Raw genomic sequence first — 23,009 nt, forward strand, 5'->3', positions numbered from 1 at the left:
AAGCCGAACGCGCCTTCTATGAAGATCAGAGCAGACTTGATATCGCTGCCTGATTACTGAACAAATCGCTCTCCGGTAAACCCGGGGCAGTTCAGCCTGCCGGATCACACCCATGATCCGGGCATCAGTAAAGCGATCACTCTTCATCAGAATCTCCTCATCCTTACGCTGAGAAAATTCTCATTCAAAAGAAACTCTTTTTATGGGGGGATTACCCGCTGTCTTTCATTGCCGGAAGAGCCCAAGGCAGATACACGCCGGGATCACCGAGATAATATGATTTCTGGCGCATATAAGCCCGGAGACCTTCCAGTCCTTTCTCCCGTCCGATACCGCTTTCCTTATCCGCGCCAAAAGGCGTTGAAATAGAGAACTGTTTATAGGTGTTAATCCAGACAGTACCGGCAGTAATCGCTTTCCCGATTGCCATGGCACGCCCGATATCCTGTGACCAGACACCACACGCAAGGCCATACTGGTTGTCGTTAGACATGCGAATAACGTCGTCTTCATTGTCGAATGGCATTGCGACTAGAACTGGTCCAAAGACCTCTTCCTGACAAATGGTCGCCTTATTATCCACCCCGTCTATGACTGTTGGAAGATAATAGTATCCCTCTTTATAGAGGTCACCGACTGGTCGCGCACCGCCAGTCAAAATGCGCCCACCTTCCGAGCGCGCCACATCCACCCACCGGGCAACACTTGCGACATGCGCTGGATGGATCAAAGGACCAACCTGCGTATTAGCATCGAAAGGATGGCCCACCTTCAGCTCTTTTGTCGCCGCTACCAGACGCTCAAGAAAGCTTCTGTAGATGGAACGATGAATGAACAGCCTTGATCCAGCGATACAGGACTGACCAGAAGAAGAGAACATCCCGTAAAGAATACCTGCGAGCGCCTGATCCATATCAGCATCGGGAAAGACGATGGTGGGAGACTTTCCACCAAGTTCGAGCGAGACAGGCACAAGGCGCTGCGCAGCTTTCTCCGCAATGGCGTGACCAACTTTCGTGCCACCTGTGAACGAAATCCGGCCTGTCGCAGGATGGCTGACCAGACCGTCTCCGATTGTCTGTCCACCACCAGGCAGGACGGAAAGCAGCCCCGCTGGCAAACCAGATTCCGAGACAATACGGGCAAACTCCAGAGCAACAAGCGGGCTCCAGGTCGCTGGTTTCAGAACCACAGCATTACCAGCCGCAAGTGCCGGAGCAACCTTCTGCGCGTCACTTGCAATGGGTGAGTTCCATGGCGTAATAGCGGCAACAACACCAATCGGTTCATAACGCGAGAAAGTCATCCACGGCCCGCGCGAGGGTGTGATCGATTCTTCCATCGTCTCTAAAGCCGCGGCGTAATAACGGAACGTGCCCGCTGCGCTCATCGCCAGCGCGTAAGTCTCACGAAGTGTTTTTCCTGTATCACGGCTCTGGATATAAGAAATCCGGTCTGCATTCTCTGCAATCCCCTGACCAATCCTGTAAAGATAATCAGCCCGACGATGCGGTAAAAGATCGCGCCATCCTGGATCGGCCGCAGCTTGCTGTGCGGCAGCCATTGCCTCATCGAGATCTTCCGGACCAGCCTCGCGCATGACTCTGTTCAAGCTATTATCAGCAGGGAAACGAGATTCGATTTCAGCCCCGCGCCCTTCCCGGAAAGCACCTGCCACGAAGATACGACCGTCTGGCAGATCGGCTGTCGTAAAACCCGTTACGGACTCTTGCGTACCCATCACACTCTATCCTTTTACACGGCCTGAAGCGCGGGGCTTACGGCGTTCAGAACAGCGTTCGCGACACTATATCCTGCGGTCATCGAGGTTTTCGGATTACTCGGCGAGGGCAAGCCCTCCATGCGGAAAGCACCACGAGCACAACCAGCGACAAACGAAATCTCATGAATATTATTAGTACATGCCGGATCAGCGATCAGACGAACCTGTGTCCGATCAAAACCGAGCCCGGCCAAGGCTACGGCGGCAGCGACATTGGCATTTTTTGGAAATTTCAGAGCCGCCTGCCGTGCGCTACCTTCGAAAATAACAGAATAATCCGTTCCGCCACCAGGCCAGGATGATGGCGGCTTACGTCCGGTATAGACAACTTCGGAAAGACCCGAAAGGCGGGCGGCCTCAAGCCCATCCATGCCAGCGACCGCACCAGACGCAACATGGAGTTTCCCCGGACCAGCCTTTGCGATTGCAGCAAAGATATCCGGATTGGCCAGTGCGCCAACGGATGCAATAACTGTTTCAATACCGGCAGCAAGCAGAGGCGGCACACAGGATGCAACAGCATCCTGAGAAGCACACTCCCCAACAATATCAGGCTTACAGGCAATCAACTCCTCCGGTCTTGTGACAACTGTAAGGAGAACGTCACCAATATTCCATTCTGCCAACGCAGTATGCGCGACAGCCTCCCGTCCGGGACGAACCAAAACAGACAGACGGCTAATGCGGATACCAGCAGCCGTCAGCGCTGCCCCCACAGTAGCAGCCATCGCGCCACAACCGATCAGGCCAAGATGTAAATCTTTTACGGTCATGTTACGGGTTTTCCCGCGGCGCCTGCAGGTGGTCCGGCAAAGCTCTTGGCAAACGGACCGATTGCCGTCATATCCACCTCAAGAAGAACTGGCCCCTGTACGTCGAGTGCGGCAACAAATTCATCATGAAACAAGGCAACATCGGAAATACGGCGATGTGGCAGACCGACCGCCCCTGCGATCTGGGCAAAATCAGGAATTGTGGACAGAGTATAACAGTGTCGCCCACCATACTGCGCGTCCTGAATATTCCTGATAACCCCGTAACCCTGATCGTTCATAAGAACAAAGACAATACCAGCTTTTTCCTCAACAGCAGTCGCCATCTCGCCAATGTATAACATGGCTCCGCCGTCACCCACGAGGCAGACAGTTCGGGGAGCGGCCCCCGAAAGGGCTGCACCGATCGCCATGGCAATACCTTGACCGATACCGCCCCCAAGGGCATGTACACCAAGATTCGGAGCTGCAAGACTCACATAGCGATTGCCGAATGTTGAATTGGAAATAGTCACGTCACGAACAAAAGCTAACTTACGGTCGAATACATAGTCCCTGAGTGTGTCAGCAACCACGGCATAGGGACCTAGAGCAGCCCGAAGGTTTTCCTCCCCTTTTTCCCGAACCTTCCCTGCATCGGTAGAAAGAGCTTCATCTACATCAAGACGCTCCGGAAGTTTTTCGAGTAGAAGGGAGAGCGTCTCAGACGCATCCCCGTGAATAAAAAGATCGACGGGATAATTGCGCGCACCCTGACTGGCATCGGCATCTATCTGGACAAGAGTGCGTCCAAGTCGCATTTCATTATTGCGTGTTTCATTACCTCTGAGACGTGACCCCACAACCACCATAAGGTCAGATGATTCGTAAAACTCCTGCGCTTCCGGTATCATATTAAAAGAACCAAGAGATCCTGAAGCATTTTCAGGAACAGTGGCGCGTCCGTTCGTACTGGTGACCGTAGCAATACCACGCTTCAACAACTCGGTGGCCTGAGCCTGAGCCGCCCGGGCACCGCCACCAAACCAGAAGACAGGACGCCGAGCTTTACAAAGCAGTTCCGCAAGACAGTCCACCGCGGCTTTATCCGGTGAGACACCAACCTTACGAGGTTTTGGCCAGACCAGAGGTACTTTGGCCTCTTCTCTCTGCACATCGATCGGAATTTCAACCGAGACAGGCCCCGATGGCGCACTCAGAGCGACCGAGGCGCCTGCGGCAAGCGTGGTTATGACAGAAGCCGCTGACCAGGCACGCAACACGTCCTTGGAAACGCCACGCAACATTTCGGGCTGACGCGGCACATCGTGAATTGGCGCACGATCACGATCAACAAAAGGACGGTCAATCTGGGTCGTAATATGGAGTATGGGAGAGCAGGCTGTCAGTGCCTCGACCTGACTTCCTGCTGCATTCCCGGCCGCTGTTCCAGTACTGGTGAACACGACACCAAGACCGCCCGTAGTACGGGCATAGGCATCAGCCATATTCATGGCTCCCGCCTCACCCCGGGCAGGCACGAAGCGGATACGCCCATGCCGCGCAATGGCATCAAGCATTGGCATGTTATGAATGGAGATCACGCCGAAAACGACCTTTACACCAATTTCGGCAAGCCATGTGGCAACAAGGTCACCGACCGGCATTATTTTAGGTACCAGAGTTCCAGGCTGACGTGTATCCTGTTTCGTGTCATGAATCATGCTTAAAATTCCGTCAAATATGGCGAGAAAGACCACCGGATACTTCGATCTGGGCACCCGTTGTGAAGGACGCTGCCGGGGATCCGAGAAAAGCGATTGCACGGGCAACTTCCGTCGGAAAACCCAGCCGCTCCATGGGAATATGCTTTTTCCGGGCAAGGTCGGAAAACCACTCATCACGACCGATCAATTTGTCTTCACGTGCAGCAAAACGACGGTCCCACTGACCTGATTCGATCAGGCCCACAACAACCGAGTTGACCCGAATGACAGGGGCAAATTCTCCGGCAAGGGACTTCAGGAGGTTCTGCACACCAGCACGTGCTGCTGACGTGCAGACCATATGCGGCTCCGGCTGGTAAGCCAGCAGGGAATTCACCGCGACAATCGCACCTTGACCTGACGCTCTCAGCATCTCTTCAAAGGCACGTATTGTATTTATTTGACTAAAAAATTTTAGGTTCAGTTCCTCATGCCAGGCATTATCCGTCGTATCAGAGAATGTCGATACCCGGCCTTGTCCGGCGTTATTCACAAGGAGATCACATGAACCACGCCATACAAGAACAGCATCCCGAAACGCCAGAACTGCCGCCTTATCCAGAATATCACACTGTCGGGCCAGCACATCTCCATATTCTGCAAGGTAAACCCGAGCATCTTCAAGACGCGCGGGATCACGGCCACAAATTGCAACCGCCATGCCTTCATTAAGAAGTTCACGCGCTGTCGCGAGACCTATTCCTGAACTTCCACCGGTAACAACGGCAACTTTCCCTCGCAGGCCAATGTCCATGTCATTCTCCTATGAAGTGGCGTGCAATTTTCCGGAAGCATTTTCACGCCATCCGAGACGTAATGAGATTTCTTTCGCAGCATCGAGAACAGCACTGATAATTTTGGCACGCCGTCCATCAGCCATTTCAAAAAATACTGTTGGCCCCGTTACATTAACGGACGCGATTACACGATCAGTCTTGTCAAAAATCGGAGCTGCAAAGGAACTGACGCCATCCGAATATAACCCGTCGCTCTGTGAATAACCGAGCTTTCGCTCCTTACGTAGTGTTTCCTCCAGTGCAGCCCACGAAGAGGGGGTACGATCCGTGTATTGCCCGAGAGGACGATCTTCATAGAGCTTTCTGACTTCTTCAGGGTCCATCCACACGAGAATAGCCCGTCCGAGAGTCGTGGCATGTGCGCCTACACGTGAACCAACCGAGATATTACTGGCGAGTGGCACATTAGGAACACGACGCGCAAGATAGACAGCCTCCCGACCATCAAGCACACCAAGATGAGCAGAAAGGCCAGTCTTTTCGGCCAGTTTGGTGACAACTGGCAGAGCGATACGCACGAGATCCTGCCCGGAAGCACTTTCTCCAACCAGACTGACCAGACCAATGCCGATCCGGTATTCACCCTCACGCATACGTTCAATGAAGCGTTCAGTCTCCAACGTATGTAAAAGGCGCAGGAGTGTAGTCCGGCTGATGCCTAACGTGGCTGCAGCTGCCCTGATATTTACCAGAGATCCCCCTTCTCCGATGTATCTGAGCAGTTTAGCCGCACGCTGGACAGGAGGTGAAGTGTAGCTGCTTTCGTCATTGCTATCTTCTAAACCGGACATGTTGATCTGACCTTCCACTGTAATCAGGTAAAAACAAAACCTGCATTGACCGGTAGAACCTGACCGGTCAATGACAGAGCAGGTTCACTCAACAGGAAGGCGACGACGCCGACAATATCTTCCGGATTTTGCGGACCAGGAACAGCTCTGCCATTTTCATAAAGATTGTGACGTTCCCTTGGAACATACTCTGTGGCTTCTGTCCGCACGATACCAGGGGCAACAGCGCTAATACCGATTCCTCTTGGACCAAGCTCGCGTGCCAACGAGCGTGTCATAGCAATGACTGCGCCCTTGCTGGCAGTATAAGCCAGCAGGCGTGGAGCTCCCCACAACGCAGTATCGGAAGCAATGTTGACAATCCGCCCATGCGCCGAGAATAGCGGACTAAGCGCACGCGTCATTAACCAGGTCCCCCGCACGTTAACTGTCTGAACCCGGTCCCACAGCGCGATATCAACATCTTCAAAATTTTTGCCACCAACATTGGTTGCAATGGCACCGTTATTCACCAACCCGTCGACGCTTTCCCATTTTTCCTTAACCTCCCTGGCGAATGCCTCAATCGAGTCAGGTCTGGCCAGATCAACGCAAGAAAAACAGACAGGCACACCATACTCTGCAGAAATCCGATCAGCGGTCTGCCGACCTGCTTCCTCAAGAATATCGGCAAGCCAGAGTTCGGTGCCTGCTGCGGCACAGGCTTCGGCAATAGCTTCTCCCAACCCACGCGCACCGCCGGTAATCACGACGCGACGACCAGCAAGACTGAATGGTGTGGCGTGCATGAAGCTGTTTCCTTTCGCCAGGTGATCTTGGCCTTATAAAAGAAGAATGATCATATATGGTCACATGATCCTTATTTGGTTTACTAAATCGTTTCGGTTGTGTCAAATGATCTGTACGTTGACAGTGCCATCGTATCGGGCATTGATCGCAATATCGGACCGCATCCGTAATTATTAAGGATTAAGGCATCATGCCGAGCACTGATTCTGAAGCTGGAGACGGGATCTTTCATAAAAAGGACGCCAATTTTACAAAAACTGGCGCGCTGATCCCTATCATTGCTTTGATAGCAGTAACCTATGTTTTTTATGGCTGGGATCGTCTCGTGATGCCTGTCGAGCTGGTCGATTTGCGCAAAGCACTCGACCTTGACCAACGGACAGCGGGACTGATGGCAAGTATTTTTACGCTCGGCATTGCCATTCTATCTCTACCCGCCGGTTTTCTGGTTTCCCGTCTTGGTCTGCGCCGCGCCCTTGGATTCAGCACCCTGCTATTTTCAACTGGCACTCTGATTTCAGGAATCGCAAACAATATTCCTGCTCTTCTTGTTGGACGTCTTACGACAGGTGCTGGAGAATCCATCTTCAGCATTGCTCTATTCATGTTCATCGTAGCCCTCTTCCCCCGCTGGCGCGGAACAGCGATCGGGGGAGCCACGACAGTTTTCGGCCTCAGCATGTTCGTCGGACCACGTGCTATTCTCTTTCTTCAGCACCTTGGCGGTGGTGACTGGCGTTTTCCATTCAAGGTTATGGGGCTATTCGGTGTCCTGGCTGGTTTCTGCCTGCTCTTTCTTGTTCCACGGAAAGTGCAGACCGAACATACAGACGTCACTCCGGCGCCAAACTGGTCGTGGCATTTCGCACCAGGACTCCTCGCTACCTACTCGCTGGCGGTTGTAAACGGTCTGTGCTGCTACGCTTATATGTCTCTATTTCAAACCTATGCGCGGGTTGCGCAGCACCTGTCTCCGGAACAAGCCTCATTTGCATTTGGCTGTTTCGGAATCGGCAATGTTCTCGGCGGCATTCCCATCGGTCTTCTTCTGGACCGTAGCGACCGTCGTACGGGAATTGGTATTCTATCTGTTCTCACAGGTATTTCCGGCGCGGTTCTGTTTCTCTGGCCCCTGCATCCTGTCAGCGCCATCGTACTTTCGCTTATCTTCGGTACTGGTGTTGGTGGCGTTTACGGCAACTGTTATGCACTTTCGCGCGAACAGGCCCCAGCAGCGCGGGCATCTCTTGCAATCGGGATGCTGCTCACCGTTTATTATCTTGGAGCATCAGTTTCCGGATACATTTTTGTCGTTGCGATGGGAGATAATTTCTCTGCAAATATGCGCGGGGCACTGATAATGTTTCTGGCACCCTACCTATTGGCGGGACTGGTCATGCTGTTTGTTCGCTATCGAACCGGTCGGGCCGTTCCGAGCAGTTCCTGAAACATATAAAAGCGATGACACGAAAGGAATAACCTATCGTCGCGACTGCATCAGAAAGGGCCTGATACTCTCCATCAGGCCCTTACGCCGATAGCAAAATAGATGAGAACGTGGCTAAAACTCAGTCATTCCTGTTGCACCGTTTTAGAACAACCACACCACAGGAAAGTCAACGTCAGAAACCTTTAATATGACTTATTTTTTGTGGCCACGACTGCTATCCTGACCGCCTATTTTCTGGCGGCGTGTCTCTCCATCTATACCACCCGCGACAGCCCATTCGGCAAAATTTTCCGGCCGACGCTCCCAGACACGAGCTTCCCACGCTTCCGTGCAGTAATCCTCGTCCGCATAATATTCCAGAGGTGCTGTCAGAGGATTTTCAAAATACCAGAAATAGGCAGATGAAATAGGGTGCCGACCCGGACCGATCTCGGTCTTCCAGCCTTTACGGCTCATGGCGAGCCCACCCCCTACGACTTCATGGATGTCATTCAGGGTAAATGCAACATGGTTGATACCTGCCTTGCCGGGACGGTTCAGGACAAAAAGATTATGGTGCCCTCCTTTTACCTGACAGCGCATGAAGCAGCCATGACCTGGATATTCATCACTCACCACAAAGCCGAGCCGTTCGGTATAGAATGCCCGCATAGCGGCGAAATCAGCTCCGAATAATACGATGTGACCGATCTGGATCGGATTTGCCTGCGTAATGACTGGCCCCCGTGTATCAATGCGATGATACGCACCGGGGGCATTCGGCATTGTCGGCGTTCCCGTCACGGGCTGTCGATGCGTTACCCGGAACACCAGAGACAATCCATTCGGGTCAGTTGCACGCGCCAGGCCATCAGCACCAATCGAAACGGCGTCCCCCAGACGCGCAAGTGTGTCATCCAGCGCAGCCTGATCCTGTGCGCCCCACACGACTTCCCGCACGGTGTTCCCCCCTTCGATCGCGACAGGGAGATCTGGTGCATCCACCGGTTTCACGATGACTTCACACCCATCACGCGTTTCGAAAATGATCTGATCTGACATAACGGATTTTTCATGGAGTCCCCAGTCACGCACAAAACGTAGAGCAGCCTCCATATCCTGCACACCGAAGATCACCGCATCGATACCACAAAGAGCCATAACCGTCCTTTCATGTTTCATATATAAAACAAGAAGAGTATTTTTACCCTGTTTTTATGCACATTTTCTACTTACTGCGAAAATCATCCTGATTACAGAGATATTTTCACTTGAATCACCCTGAACGTTTGTCATATGAAATAATCATTCCGACACAAGATAGACGTGTGGCAAAACGAATATACAGCACGTCATTCATCAGGAGCTTTCCCATGTCAGGGCTCACCAAAAATCTGCCTTCTCTTAACCATGATTTCTGTCGCCACATCCTCAGGTTTGCCGAAAAAACCTTTGACTGGGACGCCTTCCCCTCCAATCGCGGTTTCCCTGATCTTGAACGAGCGCAGATGCGTTTTATCGGCTCAGGGGGCTCACCGAAAGTCAACGACACTGAAACTCTCAAGCCTGAACATTTTACGCTGAGCCTACTCTACAAGCATCCCGGCAAATACGCCGCATGTCACGCACATGAAATTGAGGAAGCCTTCCTGGTGATCGACGGCGTCCTCACCGTGGGATGGGAAGAAGACGGCGTAGTGGTCGAAGCGCCACTCGGACCGAAAGATATGATTCTGAACGCCCGCGAGATTCCTCATGGTTTTCGCAATGCGGGGGTCACGCCGGTCACCATGTCGGTCATGGTTGGCCTTGGTAAACCGTTGCCCCCCCGTTATCTCTATCACCCCAAGGATGTGGACGCCGATCTGGCCGCCTCATTCGGCGCACGGGATGGACAGGTCCTGAAGGTTGATCCGGAAGGACAACACCCCCTGCAGCGCATGATGGCACATTATGTCGTCCGTTATGACGAGCAGCCCACAACGTGGACCGCTGCCGGATTCGGCAAAAAGATTTATGTTGGTGAAGGAGCAGCTCCCCCCTCCACAGCACGAAAGGAAATGTTCCTAATCCCGCCGGGCGTGGGAGTAAGGCCCTATACACGAGACTGTGAGGAAGCGTGGCTTGTTCTCGACGGGCACATTACTGTCGGCTGGGAGGAAGACGGACAAACTATCGAACGTCAGATCGGCCCGAAAGACGTGTTTCTCTCCCCCGCTGGAAAAGCACGTTATTTCCGGAATGACGATGTAAATGCGGCCACGGTTTTTGTCGCCATCGGCTCGCCCCTCGCAGGCGATCCGGACTACCAGCCCGCCGCGAAATGAGCAGCAGAACGTGCACCACCCCCCGAGCGGACGGCCCGGAAGACGTGCTGAGCTGGATTGAGGCAGGCGATCAGGATGCGCCTGCCCTTGTTCTTCTGCATGGAATCGGATCGGATGCTTTGCTGTGGCAGAAGCAGATCGACGCCTTTGCGCCGCACAGACATGTTCTGGCGTGGAATGCGCCGGGCTATGCTGGTAGTACGCCTCTGCCGGACAATGCCCAGCCTGGCAATCCTGACGTCTGGGCTACACGGCTGGTCGAAGGGCTAGACGCGCTCGGCATCAGCCGCTGTGTGCTGGTGGGACATTCACTGGGGGCACTCACCGCCACCCGATTTGCCATTACCCACCCCGAACGCGTCAGCACTCTTGTACTTTCCAGCCCGGCGCGCGGTTATGGGCAGAAAGCAGGAGAGACACTACTCCCGGCCATGCAGGCTCGCATTGACGATATCAACCATCTTGGCCCGGCCGGAATGGCCGCGCGTCGTGCGCCACGTACGCTGGCATCAGGCGCCTCCCCGGCAATGCTTGCCGACGCTGTAGCTGCAATGGGCCGCGTTTCAGTCGCCGGTTATCGTGACGCAGTGCATCTTCTGGCCTGCGGAAACCTCACCGCCGATCTAGCACACTGGAACGGCCCACTCCACCTGATAGGCGCGAAAGAGGATGTCATTATCCCGCTTCAGAAAGTTTGCGAACTGTCAGCTGTTTTTCCACAGACCAAACTTCATGTCATTGAAGGCGCTGGCCACGCGTCCTATTTACAGGCACCGGAGCAATTTCGGGCCGCACTGACCAATGCAATCTCGACCTGAATCGCCCTCAGGCCTGATAGCCCAGCGCGGCCGAAATTTCAGCCGCAGCGGCTTCCACCTGCACACGCACCACATCTTCCAGTACAGCCCTGTCATACGCATCCAGAGAACAGATGGCATTGACGGCAGCCTCTGCAATACCGGCACGGTTACGGACGGGCGCGGCGATACTTGCGACATTGGGTTCGAAATAGCCCCAACTCGCCAGACTGCGTTGTGGCCGATCGGCTTCCAGCTGGGCGACAAGGGTTCCAAGGTCAGTGGGCGTCGCATCGGTGTAGGTGGGAAAGTGATACCCATCATAAAGCCGTACCACATCCGCCATCGGCATGTGGGCCAGCAGGGTACGCCCGATGACAGTAGCGTGGGCCGGGAGCCTCGTCCCAACGCCAATCAGGCTGTTTTCCGGCGTGGCACCCTGACAACGCACGACATAGACAACGTCTATACCCTCCCGCACCACAAGATGCGTGGTACACCCCGTCTGATCCCGAAGTCGTTCAAGAACCGGTGTGGCGATTTCAGCCAGATTGCGATCAGACAGAGCATTATAGCCCAGACGCAATACACGGTTTCCGAGCCGGAACGTTCGACGAGCAGCGTTGCGTTGCAGATATCCCGCAGCTTCCAGCGTATGCAGGAGTCGGAACACAGTTGCACGGGGCAAACCGGTATCACGGGCAATTCCGGCAAGGCTCTGTTCTGGATTGTCTGCGGAGAATCCTTCAAGGATCGTCAGCCCCCGAATCAGACCGGGAACGATATAGCGGTCCTCATCAGATGTGTCGGTCGGCATCCCGCCATTGTCATCATGAATCATGGTGCTCATTTTACACAGGGATTCCGCTTGAAGAATAGACTGACAATGACACAGGAGAGGCAAACTGCACTTGCTTTTTACCTTCCGATATCGTAATAATGTCCTATATTGGCCATTGAGACCATATATGGTCAAAAGGGCGTTTTGCTCCACACAACGGATCTGTTCAGGAGAATTTCGCAATGAAAAAACCTTTTGTTCCCTACAATGAAACTTGGCAGACACGTACGCACGAGCCCGATCCGTATGAAAACATGCTTGGCGATGCGCTGGAAGCCGCCTTCGCCAGGGGAGCAACAACACTCACGGAGATTATCCCTGTCATGATCGAACGGGATATTCCGGCACCCGATGGCAGAAACTGGACTGAACATTCTCTTGCTGATGAACTGGCCCGGCTCGGGGCCTGACATATCTTTCAGGAACAGGAATCCGTCATGACCCTCTCCGCTGAAGCTCTTGAAACCCGTCTGCGCACCGGTCTGCGCAACCAGTGGTATGCCGTGCTGCCGTCTAATCAGGTCACGGCGACCCCCGTTTCCATCTATCGTTGCGGTTTCCGGATCGCGCTCTGGCGCGACCATACCGGCCGCGCCTATGCACTGGAAGATCACTGCCCACATCGCGGCGCTCCTCTCTCTCAGGGCACTCCCCTTGGCGACAGGATCGCCTGTCCATACCATGGCGTTCAGGTCGACGCCCATGGTGTCGCCGTGAAGGTTCCAGGTAGCCCCGGCTGCCGTCTGGAAGGTATGAAAGCCACCCGATCTTTCCCTCTGGAAGAACGTGCTGGAGCCGTGTTCCTGTTCGTTGGGGAAACAAAAGACACACAGCCAACCCCGCTGCGTGTTCCGGCGGAACTGGAAGATCCGGAATACAGTCATTTTCTGTGTTATACAGAATGGGGCGGCGATTACCGTTATGTGATCGACAATGTTATGGACCCGATGCATGGCACTTTCCTGCATCATCATTCCCATTCCATGTCTGAAGGTGAAGCTGTCGCCAATTTCCAGATTGTCGAGACCGACACCGGTTTTGTTTTTGAAAAAGAGGGTCAGCGCGACATTAATTTCGATTGGACCGAGTTTATGGATATCGGTTCCATGTGGCTTAAGCTTGAAATTCCCTACCCGAAAACGGGTGGCCCTGGCGGGAACTTCATGATTCTGGGCAGCGTCTCTCCCATGCAGGACGGCTGGAGCGCCGTTTTCTTCTGGCGTCTACGCAAGGTCTCGGGGTGGCAGCGCGATGCATGGCGTTTTCTTTATCGCAACCGGCTGGAAAAACGGCATTGGCACGTTCTCGAACAGGACCGTGTTCTGATTGAAGATTACGAACCTGGGGCTAACCAGAGAGAAATTCTCTATCAGCATGATGCCGGTCTCGTCCGTCTGCGGCGATATCTGAAGCAGAAGGCTGAACAGCAGCTTGAGACCACTGCCCATGGCTGACCTTCTTCGTGTTCGCGTCTGTGTTTTGAAATGGGAGGCGAAAGACATCGTCTCCCTCGAACTCCGCGCACCGGATAATGCTCCGCTTCCCCGCTTTACGGCGGGGAGCCATATCGACCTCCATCTCAGCAATGGAATTGTTCGCAGCTATTCACTGAGCAATGACCCGGCAGAGACTGAACGCTATGTGGTTGGCGTTGCCAGAGATGCCGCCAGCCGTGGCGGATCGCGTTATATCCACGACATACTGCGCATTGGCACCGAGTTCGAAATCAGCAAACCGCGCAACAACTTTGCACTGAACGAAAATGCTCAGGATTATGTTTTAATCGCCGGTGGCATCGGCATCACTCCCATGATGTCGATGATGCACCGGCTGCGTACGCTCGGACATAAGCCCGTACTTTATTACGCTGTACGTGACCGTACCCGTCTCGCTTTCTCCAAAGAGATTGACGCCATGAGTTGCGAGCACGTCTATCATATCGACAGCGAATCCGGGACACCTCTCGACATTGCATCAATTATAACCGCACATCCGGACGCAGATTATTACTGCTGTGGGCCCGCCCCCATGCTCACCGCTTTTGAATTAGCGACGACAAATATTCCGGAAGAACGCGTGCATCTGGAACGCTTTGCCGCTGCACCTGTTGCTAAACAGGATAAGAAAGCAGGCTTCGAGGTCGAGTGCGCGAAATCTCACAAGAGTTTCAAAATTTCTCCTGATGAAAGCATTGGCGACGTATTAGAAAAATCCGGAATTCCTGTAACTCTTTCCTGTCGAGAAGGGATTTGCGGGAGTTGCGAGACCCGCGTCCTATCCGGAATTCCGGAACACCGGGACAGCGTTCTGAGCAAAAGTGAAAAAGAAAGCAACAGGAGCATGATGATCTGCGTGTCACGCTGCCGATCTGGCAGGCTTGTTCTAGATCTGTAAATGACACGACACAGACAGAGAACAAAAGCGTTATCTCGCAGGGGTTTTCTGTCCGATACGACATGCAACCTGCTGGCTTCAGCCTCTTTTTCTCACGCAGAACACCATTCCGCAAGCCTGACACTGCCTTTTCTCTGGGAAGCGGCTACATCTTCTGGCTACCAGACAGAAGGCAATAGCACGAATACCGATATCTGGATTCTGGAACAGGTAAATGGAACTATTTTTAAGGAACATAGCGATAACGCCAATGATTTTTACGCACGCTACCATCAGGACATTGCCCTTTCCGCCTCACTGGGCCTGAACTCATTCCAATTTTCAATTGAATGATCACGCATAGAACCGGAGCGGGGCACCATCTCCCATGAGGCCATCGCGCATTACCAGGATATGCTGCGCGTTTGTCATGAGAACAATCTCGCTCCCTACGTCACCTACAGCCACTTCGCCTGTCCCCGCTGGTTCGGAGCACGTGGCAGCTGGAAATCTCCCGATGCAACTAATCATTGTCTACGCTCCTACGAGCTTTCGGACATCTCATCAGTGTGGCGTCCGTTTTCAATGCGCCGAATCTGCACTAACTGATTCTTCATACAAACCCCGTGAGCGACCGCGCAAAGACTACAATGCTTGCGCAGGTAGCAGAGCTTGCCACTCCCCGACCTTCAGTGACTATCTTTCAGGATATCCGTAACGAATAGAGCGGCGATAATCGCTGCGTGGAGGCGGACCTATGATGTGATCAGGAGCGCTTCCGGCGCAATATCCTCTCGGTCTGACACTTGCTATAACGAACGATCAAACCATTGGAAACCCTGCGGCACGCGACCTCAAACGCGCTGAAATTTACGATGCGTGATTATATGCATGTCGAGAAAAAGGCGATTTTATCGGTGTGCAGGTCTATGCATGTAGCCTGATAGGGCTACATGGTACAAGTGCCGCTACCAGCAGGCTCTCATTCCCCAACAATGGGATGGGTATTTTATGCCGAATGTGTCGAAAGAGCCTGCCGCTATGCCGCATCCGTCTCCCAACGCCCAATCATTGTGGCCGAAAATGGTGTCGCAACAGATGACGATTCCGAACGACAGGATTATATCCGCAGTGCAGTAACCTCCCTTGAGAGGGCCTTTGCAGATAAAATCGATATTCGCGGCTATTATCACTAGTCTTTTTTGATAGTTTCGGATGGCTTCCGATTATAGGCCCCGGATGGGTTTGATCTCAGTGGATCTGCAAACCAAAAAACGGACGCCAAAGCCATCCGCCTTTTGCTCTGAAATTTGTGTCTAAAAAATCTATGATCTGGCAACCATGCTATTATCTAGCATAATTTAGAAAATAATATTTCGACTCCATTCTGATCGCACATTTTTACTCATAATGCTTCAGTTCTGGTGCCGAGATCATTCCATTCTCGATTGCCCTCTGTGTCTTTCTAGACACAGAAACCAAGAAAAAATCTCAGTAAATTCAGTCACTATCTGAAAAGAACTGATGTTTTCTATTTTTTAGCGGCACTTACCCCCTCAGACATCATCGGGGCCAAAAAAATTCACGTAAAAGAAAGCACAATTCGTTTCTTGTTAACAACATTTCGTTGACAGAATATTACACGCTTATCTATCCTGTTATGGACACCTGTTCCATATATGAACATTTTGTATCTCACATTGATCTGATGAGGCGATGATGACATTCCGCATGCCGCTACGCCGCTCGCTGTTGTCCCTGACAACGGGCATGTCTCTCATCCTGACGGGAACCTCCGTCGCCGTCCCGAAAACGGGCCATGCGGCGTCCGCGGAAAAACACCGCCATATCCGAGCGACAGAAAAGCCCCGATCTCAGGCTGCAGTAACGCATCCATCTCATCCGCACAGAACATCCGTGCAGGCGGCAGAAGGGGAAAATATCGTCGTAAACACACAGATTCATCACACGCCAAGCGGCATCACTGGTCGTGATGTCGGTGGCGGCCTTATGAAAAAACAGACGGCCACGGTCGCGATCAGTACCGTTACACGCGATTTTATTGCTGCCCAGTCGCCAGCATCCTCATCTTATGAGCTTCTGCGTATGGTCCCAGGTACGAATGTTGCCATGTCCGACCCGTACAACATGCAGTCCGGAAACTTCATTGTCCGTGGGCTCAACGGAGACGAAATTGGCTTTCTTATGGAGGGAGCCCCCCTCAACAATGTCGGAACCTATGTGACCATTCCGTCTCAGTATCCAGATGGTGACAATGTCGATTCTGAAAGTCTTCAACCGACAACAGTTGATCTGACAGCACCTATGATCGGAGCGGCTGGCGGGCTTACGAGAATGACACTCCGCAATCCGGCAGACAAATTCGGCGGCCAAGTCAATGCCACATTCGGCTCTTACGACACATACAGGCAATCAGTTCGAATTGACAGCGGCTTACTTGGCAATTCCGGTGTGAAATTTTATGTCGGATACTCGCACCTTCTCGGCAAAAACTGGCGTGGACCAGCATCGCCTTACCGTCGGGATCACATCGACTTCAAACTACAAAAAGACTGGGAAGAGGTCGGCACGACAAAGCTTGTTGTTGCCTACACCGACTACCGACTTGATATGCTGACGACACCGACCATGTCGCAGTACAGGAGTTATGGAAACAATTACAACTACAGCAACCAGTTTACCGGAACAAACCCGACCTACTACAAACTCCATGGCGAAGATGCCGGGACACTGATTGTCAGCGCACCGACCGATCTCAGTTTTCTGGACAATACTCTTAAAATCAATCTGACTCCTTATCTCTATCATTCCTGGGGTGGGTTCGCCTACGGCGCCACACTGCCCAATTCCGGCGCTGCATTCTACGGTAACACCCCTGTGACGCTCGACATGTCCGGGCTGCCCTCTCACGGAGCCTCAACCATCGTCAATGTACCGACGACTTTTGATATCGAACATCCTGGTATCAACGCAGTCGCCTCGTGGAAACATGGGATCAATACGGTAAAAGCAGGCTACTGGTTCGATTATACACGACAGACCTACGAGACCACTTATGGCGGCGTGAGCGCCAGTGGTTCTCCGCTCTCGCTGCTGGGTAGTGATAGCACGAACGCCCATCTGAAAGATGGTACCGAATACAAATCAACCAACTGGCTGACTGAAACCTACACGCACGGCCTTTATCTTGGTGATGAAATTAATGCTTTTAATGACAAGCTTCTGGCAGAAGCTGGCGTAAAATTCGTCTGGATCCACAGACCAGGATACAATTATATTCCCGGCCCACAGTCCAATGTCGACCAGAATGCTTTTCAGGTCACGCCTCAGGTTGGCTTCCGCTACCAGTTTACGCCTGAACATCAGATCTTCCTCAGTGGGAATACAGCTTTTCGCATGCCCACCGCGAACTCCATGTTCAACAGTTATAATGGAGCAACAGGCAACCTGCTGATCGCTGGCAACAATCAGCAGAAAAACGAGTTCTCGATATCGGAAGAAATCGGCTACCGATATACCGGAAAACAGATTATGGCGACAGCTTCATTTTTCAACTATAATTTTACCAACAGACAGATTTCTACGGCAGCCATCATCAATGGTGGTTCGGTCAATACCTTCATTAATGCCGGTGGCGAGACAGGCCGTGGTGTCGATGTTGAAATTGGCACGCGTCCCTGGCATCATTTCCGTCCCTATGTGTCAGGCGAATATCTCCATGTTACGACAGACAATAATCTACGTTTCGGGAACGACTATCTGCCAACAGCCGGGAAAATAGCAGTTCGGGCTCCGAAATGGAGCGCATCAATGGGCCTGAACTATGATGACGGATCTCTTTTTGGAAACGTCAATATGAAATATATTGACAGCCAGTATTCAACTTTTATGGACGATGAATCCCTTCCTGCCCATACCAATGTCGATCTTGCTATTGGGTACCGCTTTCACTCCGGACTCCACTTTAAACAGCCTGAACTGCGGCTCAACATTCAGAATCTGGCAGGCTCTACCTATCTGAGCGGCAGCAACTCAGTAACCGGAGCAGCCCACGCGACACGGGGTATTCACGGCACAATGATTGCCGGATCTGCACCCACCTACTATCTTGGTGCCGGACGTGCATTTATTGGAACATTTAGCGTCGGTTTCTGACACCTTATGAAACTCTGAGAGCCCGGCGTCACCTCTGGCGTCCGGGCACAGACTGTCGGAAGATAAGGTTCTGAAGAATGATTTGGCATAAAAATCTGACGTTCTGCTCACCTTGTTTCTGTGTCTTCTGTCTGTCAGGGGATATGCCCAACGCGTCTCGTCATCCGACCCTGACGAACCAGTGATTATAACACTCGGGACGGGGGGCGGGTCTATTGCCAGAAGCGAACGGGGAGAAACTGGACTTGTAACGGTTTTGTGCCGGTCAGGAAGTGATTACGCCACCCTTGCTTCGAAAGCGAGGGGGCTGATGCCGCCCAGATAGGAATGGCGACACCGTGGGCTGTAGAAACCATTGATAGACAGGAAGATCGCGGCAGTAGCCTGACGACGGGTTAGCCAGTGTTGCCTCCAGAGCCATTCCGTCCTTAGGCTTTTGAAAAACGTTTCGACAGCGGCGTTATCAAGACACTTTCCCTTTCCTCGCGCAAAACCCAGTTCGCCAGACGAAGACGTTCATTCTCGCGGGCCAGATCGGCCTGAGGCCCCGATACCAGTTCGTCCAGACGGTAATCTACTATCCATGTTGCCAAGGTGGATTTGCCTATACCACGGTCGGCCGCAATGCGTGTGTGTGACAGTCCACTGCTCAACGCAATCCTCACGGCCTCGCGCTTGAAATCCTCCGTATGTTTCATGGCCTCTTCAGTCTCCTGATACGAGCTTAAAACACTCAGGTGGCCAACACAAAACCATTACAAGTCCAATGCATGGCTGTCACTTTCGGACACCATGTCGAAAAATGGACACGGTCTCCGTCGGCGATGTTTCGGCGGATCAACGGGCCAGGTGTTCATGGTTCGGCTACAGGGCTGTTACCCGTACCTTCAGAACTCAACACAAATTGGGTAATCCCCCCTTTTTAATGGGGTTCTGACTGAGAATTCAGGCAGCTTCTTTTAGTTTCTGGGCGGGTGTGAACCCGCCGTTCCCCATGTTGGGTCTGTCATTGTTATATGTCCAGAGCCATTGTGTTGCGACTTCCTGCACATCCTGAATGCTTTCAAACAGAGACTGCTCCAGCCATTCCTGCCGGACAGTTCTGTTGTAGCGTTCGATATAAGCGTTCTGCTGCGGATGACCCGGTTGCGTATAGATCAGGGTAATCCCCTGCTTTTCCGCCCATGAAACCAACGTATGACTGACATATTCAGGGCCATTATCCATTCTGATAGCCGCTGGTCTGCCACGCCACTCCATAACCTGTTCCAGGCAGCGGACAACACGACAGGCCGACAGGGAAAAATCAACCTCTATCGCCAGTCCTTCACGATTGAAGTCATCCAGAATGTTCAGGAGACGAAAAGCGCACCCATCCAAAAGCCTGTCTGCCATAAAATCCATGGACCAGACCCTATTGGGCAATGCTGGGACCGACGGCTGCTCCGGGTTTTCGCGCACCAGACGCCTGCAGGGTTTAATCCGCAGGTTGAGTTCCTGTTCCCGATAAACCCGCTTATGATTCCAGACATGTCCCTGTACATTGCGCAGATACAGGAAACACAGGCCAAATCCCCATCTTCTGTGAGCCTGTGTCAGTCCCGTCAGAAGAGCGGCAATCCTGTCGTTCTCCTCTGCCAGTCGTGGACGATAGCGAAAGCAGGTCTCGGATATCTCAAAAATCCGACAGGCCAGCGCAATGCTGACCCCGTGATGCGCCACAGCCTGTGCGGCCAGTTCCCGGCGCTGGGCTGGCCGCTTCATTTTTTTCCCAAAGCCTCCTTCAGGATATCCGTCTGCATGCTCAGATCCGCATACATCCGCTTCAGCCGACGGTTCTCCTCTTCCAGAGCCTTCATCTGACTGATCATTGACGCATCCATGCCACCATATTTCGCACGCCACCGGTAAAACGTGGCGTTGCTGATCCCGTGCTCCCGGCACAGATCAGGAACAGAGACCCCGCCCTCAGCCTGCCGGATCACACCCATGATCCGGGCATCAGTAAAGCGATCACTCTTCATCAGAATCTCCTCATCCTTACGCTGAGAAAATTCTCATTCAAAAGAAACTCTTTTTATGGGGGGATTACCCCCGTGTCTCTGTGTGGTTTATTTCGCGTTTTATCTGTTTCACCAGATGGAGGGTTCTAAAAACTCTCTTTCCGCCGGCATAAGGATCGTAACCCATTGATATTGCTACTACTGGAAAAATCAAAATAGGGGTTTTTAGAACCCTCCAGATTCATCTGGAAAACCTGTTTCTGGTTTCAAAGGTCACTACAGATTTTTTTGCTTTATAGTGAACTTCCAGTATCCTCCATAAGTGAACCGTAGAAGCATGGTTTCTGTGGCGATTGCAGAGGGAGCCAGCAACTACCATCACATGACCAGAGACGTGCTCCAGTATGGTGCAAGCATGGATAATAACAAGGTCTCCACATGGCCGGAGATTTACCCTGAGATTGTCAGTCTGCTTGAAGGAAGAACCATCAGGGCCTTCAGGGTGGATTTTGACAGCTACATGATCAAAAATAGCTGTAGAGCCTTTAATCTTGATACGGCCTGGATGGAAACCTGTCAGTGGGAAGACATGAAGCTGTTCCTGAACTCTGCTACCCGTATTGGCAGAGAGTTAGCCGGAGAACTGGTTGCAAAGTATAAAAAAGCCACTGATGAACCGGCTCAGATTATTCCTTTCCCGGCTCATCGCTGGCAACAGTTCGCCATGATGGAATAGAAAAAATCTGAATATTCTGACCAGCCAGATCAGAGGTGGGAAAGCGGGTCTGACCGTGATATACGGATGGTGGAAGCCATCGTAGAAGAATAGACAGAAAAATGGGTAAAACTACAAAATAGATGATATATAATAAAAAGGATATTATATTATAATGGAAAATCATATTTTGAATTATATATATTTTCCGTATTGTTCTATTGTATTGTTAATTACTTTAGCATCAATATCATATATAATAAAAATATTTTCAGAATTGTGTCCGAATACAATAAAATTTACCGTATATACCTATTTTATGACCGTCCATACGGTCGCATTCTTTCTTTTTGTTTCAGAAAAATTGTCATGGTTTGCAGAAAACGGGAAGCCGTCTTCTGTTTATGGACATTATTTTTTGTCAGTGTTAGGATTTTTCATCGATGTAAAAACAGAATTTTATATAATATTAAGTGTTTTTTCATTTATTTTTGTTCCCATGTCTCTTTCTTATGTGGTGTGTGGATTGGTAGGTCTAGGGCGAATTCCCGTTAATATTGGAAAAGCATTACGAATTTCTATATTAATATATGCAAAAAGTCTTCTGCCGTTTAGTGCTATTGGCATTGCCTTTTTGGGAGGTATATCGTTTACAAAATGGGGAAAAGAAATTCATACTTTTCGTTTTCTTTACCTGATTTCATGCCTTCTAGTAACTTTATTTTCATTATTTTTAATTTTTGTTACCACAAGTTGGAGGGAGATTCTAATTAAAGCCGATATAAGTGATAAGAAAATAATTAAAATGTTAAAAAAGAAAAATGATTTTATGATGCGGAAAGAGCCAAAAATAAAATCACGCTTATCTGATGAATGAAAATCATCTTTCTTTTTTTATTATATTGGAGTGATCTGTATCACAAACATCACATTATTGACACATCAACGTGAAATCTGGACAACAAAAAAAGCCAGACCCAAATGGGAAATCAGTCGTTGGACATACAGCCCTGAAAAGAAACGCGCCATCAAGGAAACCCTTGGTTCTTTCCCCTGCTACTATTCCATGGTTTCCCGTGACATTCTGGATAAATGCACCAAGCAGGAAAAAGCCGAGGTTCTGGAATGGTGGCGTGTCACCAGTGAAGCCGTGAACAGGGAACGTGTTAGAAGTCAGGTCACAAAGCTTCCTGTTATCTTCAAAGACCCTTCTACCTTACTGGATGTTATCCAGGATAGTCCTGAAGACCTCGCAGAACTCAAGAACCATGCCTATGCGTTCAAGGATGCTGTCAGCAAGGTTGTTCGCAGGAAGTCACGCCAACAGAAAAATCAGGAAACAGTCAACAGCAGTCCCGCTTGACCATTCCTTATATTTTCCCCTTCATAGTCAACAGGGTTTTATGCTGACTATTTCCCTATTTTTATAAAATAACATCAACACAAAATTATGTTTAAGTTTTCAGGCATGTAACACATTTTATGTAAAGCACCTGCATTATCCCTGTAAAATACCTTTTCTTCTTATTTTCTGTTTTCGCATCTTGTTTGCCATCTCCTTTGTTATCTTTTGAATATAGCCAGGCATACCAGTATCCGCTTTGCGTCTACTGGTAACTGGCAAGGGGGAAAATGCTTTTCCCCCGTTGACCCCCATTTAAGCAGGAGAC

General features: G+C 51.3%; 22 protein-coding genes and 1 pseudogene. 12 read left to right on the forward strand and 11 right to left on the reverse strand.

Going from position 1 to position 23,009, the window contains the following annotated elements:
- Nucleotides 1-211: 211 nt before the first annotated feature.
- From HNR55_RS15715 to HNR55_RS15740, 6 genes are read right to left on the reverse strand one after another with little or no spacing between them, the layout of a single operon-like run.
- On the reverse strand, nucleotides 212-1,741 hold the full coding sequence (locus HNR55_RS15715) for an aldehyde dehydrogenase (RefSeq protein ID WP_166117016.1): 1,530 nt from the start codon (nucleotides 1,739-1,741) through the stop codon (nucleotides 212-214).
- Nucleotides 1,742-1,755: 14 nt separating this feature from the next.
- Entirely contained in the window at nucleotides 1,756-2,556 is an 801-nt protein-coding gene (locus HNR55_RS15720) for an aspartate dehydrogenase (protein WP_166117014.1), read from the reverse strand.
- On the reverse strand, nucleotides 2,553-4,259 hold the full coding sequence (locus HNR55_RS15725; RefSeq protein ID WP_260400950.1) for a thiamine pyrophosphate-binding protein: 1,707 nt from the start codon (nucleotides 4,257-4,259) through the stop codon (nucleotides 2,553-2,555). Before HNR55_RS15725 ends, HNR55_RS15720 begins: the two co-directional genes overlap by 4 nt.
- Before the next feature lie 13 nt (nucleotides 4,260-4,272).
- A complete protein-coding gene (locus HNR55_RS15730; protein WP_166117010.1) occupies nucleotides 4,273-5,055 on the reverse strand; it encodes an SDR family oxidoreductase in 783 nt (260 codons plus the stop codon).
- Between the two features lie 9 nt (nucleotides 5,056-5,064).
- The gene (locus HNR55_RS15735; RefSeq protein WP_166117008.1) at nucleotides 5,065-5,889 is read right to left on the reverse strand and encodes an IclR family transcriptional regulator; all 825 of its coding nucleotides are present in this window, start codon (nucleotides 5,887-5,889) and stop codon (nucleotides 5,065-5,067) included.
- 23 nt (nucleotides 5,890-5,912) lie between these two features.
- Complete coding sequence (locus HNR55_RS15740) at nucleotides 5,913-6,677, reverse strand: SDR family oxidoreductase (RefSeq protein WP_166117006.1); 765 nt, start codon at nucleotides 6,675-6,677, stop codon at nucleotides 5,913-5,915.
- A 191-nt stretch (nucleotides 6,678-6,868) separates the two neighbouring features.
- On the opposite strand from HNR55_RS15740, the gene HNR55_RS15745 reads away from it, so the two are divergent.
- Nucleotides 6,869-8,125, forward strand: a complete 1,257-nt coding sequence (locus tag HNR55_RS15745) for an MFS transporter (RefSeq protein ID WP_166117004.1) — start codon at nucleotides 6,869-6,871, stop codon at nucleotides 8,123-8,125.
- Nucleotides 8,126-8,320: 195 nt separating this feature from the next.
- On the opposite strand, the gene HNR55_RS15750 is transcribed toward HNR55_RS15745, so the two are convergent.
- On the reverse strand, nucleotides 8,321-9,289 hold the full coding sequence (locus tag HNR55_RS15750; RefSeq protein ID WP_198911938.1) for a VOC family protein: 969 nt from the start codon (nucleotides 9,287-9,289) through the stop codon (nucleotides 8,321-8,323).
- Between the two features lie 191 nt (nucleotides 9,290-9,480).
- Here HNR55_RS15750 and HNR55_RS15755 point away from each other — a divergent pair, with 191 nt between their 5' ends.
- Entirely contained in the window at nucleotides 9,481-10,434 is a 954-nt protein-coding gene (locus HNR55_RS15755) for a cupin domain-containing protein (protein ID WP_166117002.1), read from the forward strand.
- Nucleotides 10,431-11,252 (forward strand): alpha/beta fold hydrolase, encoded by an 822-nt coding sequence (locus tag HNR55_RS15760; RefSeq protein ID WP_166117000.1) that lies wholly within the window; start codon nucleotides 10,431-10,433, stop codon nucleotides 11,250-11,252. The genes HNR55_RS15755 and HNR55_RS15760 overlap by 4 nt, the downstream gene beginning before the upstream one ends.
- Nucleotides 11,253-11,259: 7 nt before the next feature.
- Here the strand turns inward: HNR55_RS15760 and HNR55_RS15765 are convergent, their stop codons facing one another.
- Complete coding sequence (locus tag HNR55_RS15765) at nucleotides 11,260-12,081, reverse strand: IclR family transcriptional regulator (protein ID WP_166116998.1); 822 nt, start codon at nucleotides 12,079-12,081, stop codon at nucleotides 11,260-11,262.
- A gap of 173 nt (nucleotides 12,082-12,254) precedes the next feature.
- On the opposite strand from HNR55_RS15765, the gene HNR55_RS15770 reads away from it, so the two are divergent.
- The 6 genes and pseudogenes from HNR55_RS15770 (at nucleotide 12,255) to HNR55_RS15800 (ending at nucleotide 18,621) form a co-directional block, all read left to right on the forward strand.
- Nucleotides 12,255-12,482, forward strand: coding sequence for a recombinase-like helix-turn-helix domain-containing protein (locus HNR55_RS15770; RefSeq protein ID WP_166116997.1), 228 nt, complete (start codon nucleotides 12,255-12,257; stop codon nucleotides 12,480-12,482).
- Nucleotides 12,483-12,509: 27 nt separating this feature from the next.
- A complete protein-coding gene (locus HNR55_RS15775) occupies nucleotides 12,510-13,526 on the forward strand; it encodes an aromatic ring-hydroxylating oxygenase subunit alpha (protein ID WP_166116995.1) in 1,017 nt (338 codons plus the stop codon).
- The gene (locus HNR55_RS15780) at nucleotides 13,519-14,466 is read left to right on the forward strand and encodes a PDR/VanB family oxidoreductase (RefSeq protein WP_166116993.1); all 948 of its coding nucleotides are present in this window, start codon (nucleotides 13,519-13,521) and stop codon (nucleotides 14,464-14,466) included. The genes HNR55_RS15775 and HNR55_RS15780 overlap by 8 nt, the downstream gene beginning before the upstream one ends.
- Nucleotides 14,467-15,054, forward strand: a pseudogene (locus HNR55_RS17120) (family 1 glycosylhydrolase).
- A gap of 386 nt (nucleotides 15,055-15,440) precedes the next feature.
- Entirely contained in the window at nucleotides 15,441-15,641 is a 201-nt protein-coding gene (locus HNR55_RS17330) for a family 1 glycosylhydrolase (protein ID WP_408742312.1), read from the forward strand.
- 520 nt (nucleotides 15,642-16,161) lie between these two features.
- Entirely contained in the window at nucleotides 16,162-18,621 is a 2,460-nt protein-coding gene (locus HNR55_RS15800) for a TonB-dependent receptor (RefSeq protein ID WP_184382773.1), read from the forward strand.
- A 276-nt stretch (nucleotides 18,622-18,897) separates the two neighbouring features.
- Here HNR55_RS15800 and HNR55_RS17125 read toward each other — a convergent pair whose 3' ends face one another.
- From HNR55_RS17125 to HNR55_RS15815, 3 genes are all read right to left on the reverse strand, one after another.
- A complete protein-coding gene (locus HNR55_RS17125; RefSeq protein WP_408736996.1) occupies nucleotides 18,898-19,119 on the reverse strand; it encodes an IS3 family transposase in 222 nt (73 codons plus the stop codon).
- Nucleotides 19,050-19,319, reverse strand: a complete 270-nt coding sequence (locus HNR55_RS15810) for a transposase (RefSeq protein WP_166116985.1) — start codon at nucleotides 19,317-19,319, stop codon at nucleotides 19,050-19,052. Before HNR55_RS15810 ends, HNR55_RS17125 begins: the two co-directional genes overlap by 70 nt.
- 247 nt (nucleotides 19,320-19,566) lie before the next feature.
- Nucleotides 19,567-20,645, reverse strand: a protein-coding gene (locus tag HNR55_RS15815) for an IS3 family transposase (protein WP_166116983.1) whose coding sequence is annotated in 2 segments (ribosomal slippage) — nucleotides 19,567-20,384 and nucleotides 20,384-20,645 — 1,080 coding nt in all. Because the reading frame shifts where the segments join, the coding sequence is not laid out codon by codon here.
- Between the two features lie 394 nt (nucleotides 20,646-21,039).
- Between HNR55_RS15815 and HNR55_RS15820 the strand changes: the two genes are divergently transcribed.
- From HNR55_RS15820 to HNR55_RS15830, 3 genes are all read left to right on the forward strand, one after another.
- Nucleotides 21,040-21,360 carry a 3'-5' exonuclease family protein gene (locus HNR55_RS15820; protein ID WP_166116982.1) on the forward strand — a complete coding sequence of 107 codons (321 nt, stop codon included), beginning with the start codon at nucleotides 21,040-21,042 and terminating at the stop codon, nucleotides 21,358-21,360.
- A 154-nt stretch (nucleotides 21,361-21,514) separates the two neighbouring features.
- On the forward strand, nucleotides 21,515-22,216 hold the full coding sequence (locus HNR55_RS15825; protein ID WP_166116980.1) for a hypothetical protein: 702 nt from the start codon (nucleotides 21,515-21,517) through the stop codon (nucleotides 22,214-22,216).
- Nucleotides 22,217-22,246: 30 nt separating this feature from the next.
- Complete coding sequence (locus HNR55_RS15830; RefSeq protein ID WP_221441748.1) at nucleotides 22,247-22,702, forward strand: hypothetical protein; 456 nt, start codon at nucleotides 22,247-22,249, stop codon at nucleotides 22,700-22,702.
- The last annotated feature ends 307 nt before the right edge of the window (nucleotides 22,703-23,009 follow it).

The organism is Acetobacter lovaniensis (assembly GCF_014207635.1).
Lineage (GTDB): Bacteria > Pseudomonadota > Alphaproteobacteria > Acetobacterales > Acetobacteraceae > Acetobacter > Acetobacter lovaniensis.

Coding starts and splice junctions, on each gene's coding strand:
- HNR55_RS15740 (WP_166117006.1), bottom strand. CDS start 6,677: ATGCACGCCACACCATTCAGTCTTGCTGGTCGTCGCGTCGTGATTACC.
- HNR55_RS15800 (WP_184382773.1), top strand. CDS start 16,162: ATGATGACATTCCGCATGCCGCTACGCCGCTCGCTGTTGTCCCTGACA.
- HNR55_RS15825 (WP_166116980.1), top strand. CDS start 21,515: ATGGAAAATCATATTTTGAATTATATATATTTTCCGTATTGTTCTATT.
- HNR55_RS15730 (WP_166117010.1), bottom strand. CDS start 5,055: ATGGACATTGGCCTGCGAGGGAAAGTTGCCGTTGTTACCGGTGGAAGT.
- HNR55_RS15745 (WP_166117004.1), top strand. CDS start 6,869: ATGCCGAGCACTGATTCTGAAGCTGGAGACGGGATCTTTCATAAAAAG.
- HNR55_RS15810 (WP_166116985.1), bottom strand. CDS start 19,319: ATGAAACATACGGAGGATTTCAAGCGCGAGGCCGTGAGGATTGCGTTG.
- HNR55_RS15775 (WP_166116995.1), top strand. CDS start 12,510: ATGACCCTCTCCGCTGAAGCTCTTGAAACCCGTCTGCGCACCGGTCTG.
- HNR55_RS17330 (WP_408742312.1), top strand. CDS start 15,441: ATGGGATGGGTATTTTATGCCGAATGTGTCGAAAGAGCCTGCCGCTAT.
- HNR55_RS15760 (WP_166117000.1), top strand. CDS start 10,431: ATGAGCAGCAGAACGTGCACCACCCCCCGAGCGGACGGCCCGGAAGAC.
- HNR55_RS15715 (WP_166117016.1), bottom strand. CDS start 1,741: ATGGGTACGCAAGAGTCCGTAACGGGTTTTACGACAGCCGATCTGCCA.
- HNR55_RS15820 (WP_166116982.1), top strand. CDS start 21,040: ATGGATAATAACAAGGTCTCCACATGGCCGGAGATTTACCCTGAGATT.
- HNR55_RS15755 (WP_166117002.1), top strand. CDS start 9,481: ATGTCAGGGCTCACCAAAAATCTGCCTTCTCTTAACCATGATTTCTGT.
- HNR55_RS15725 (WP_260400950.1), bottom strand. CDS start 4,259: ATGATTCATGACACGAAACAGGATACACGTCAGCCTGGAACTCTGGTA.
- HNR55_RS15735 (WP_166117008.1), bottom strand. CDS start 5,889: ATGTCCGGTTTAGAAGATAGCAATGACGAAAGCAGCTACACTTCACCT.
- HNR55_RS15720 (WP_166117014.1), bottom strand. CDS start 2,556: ATGACCGTAAAAGATTTACATCTTGGCCTGATCGGTTGTGGCGCGATG.
- HNR55_RS15770 (WP_166116997.1), top strand. CDS start 12,255: ATGAAAAAACCTTTTGTTCCCTACAATGAAACTTGGCAGACACGTACG.
- HNR55_RS15750 (WP_198911938.1), bottom strand. CDS start 9,289: ATGAAACATGAAAGGACGGTTATGGCTCTTTGTGGTATCGATGCGGTG.
- HNR55_RS15765 (WP_166116998.1), bottom strand. CDS start 12,081: ATGAGCACCATGATTCATGATGACAATGGCGGGATGCCGACCGACACA.
- HNR55_RS15780 (WP_166116993.1), top strand. CDS start 13,519: ATGGCTGACCTTCTTCGTGTTCGCGTCTGTGTTTTGAAATGGGAGGCG.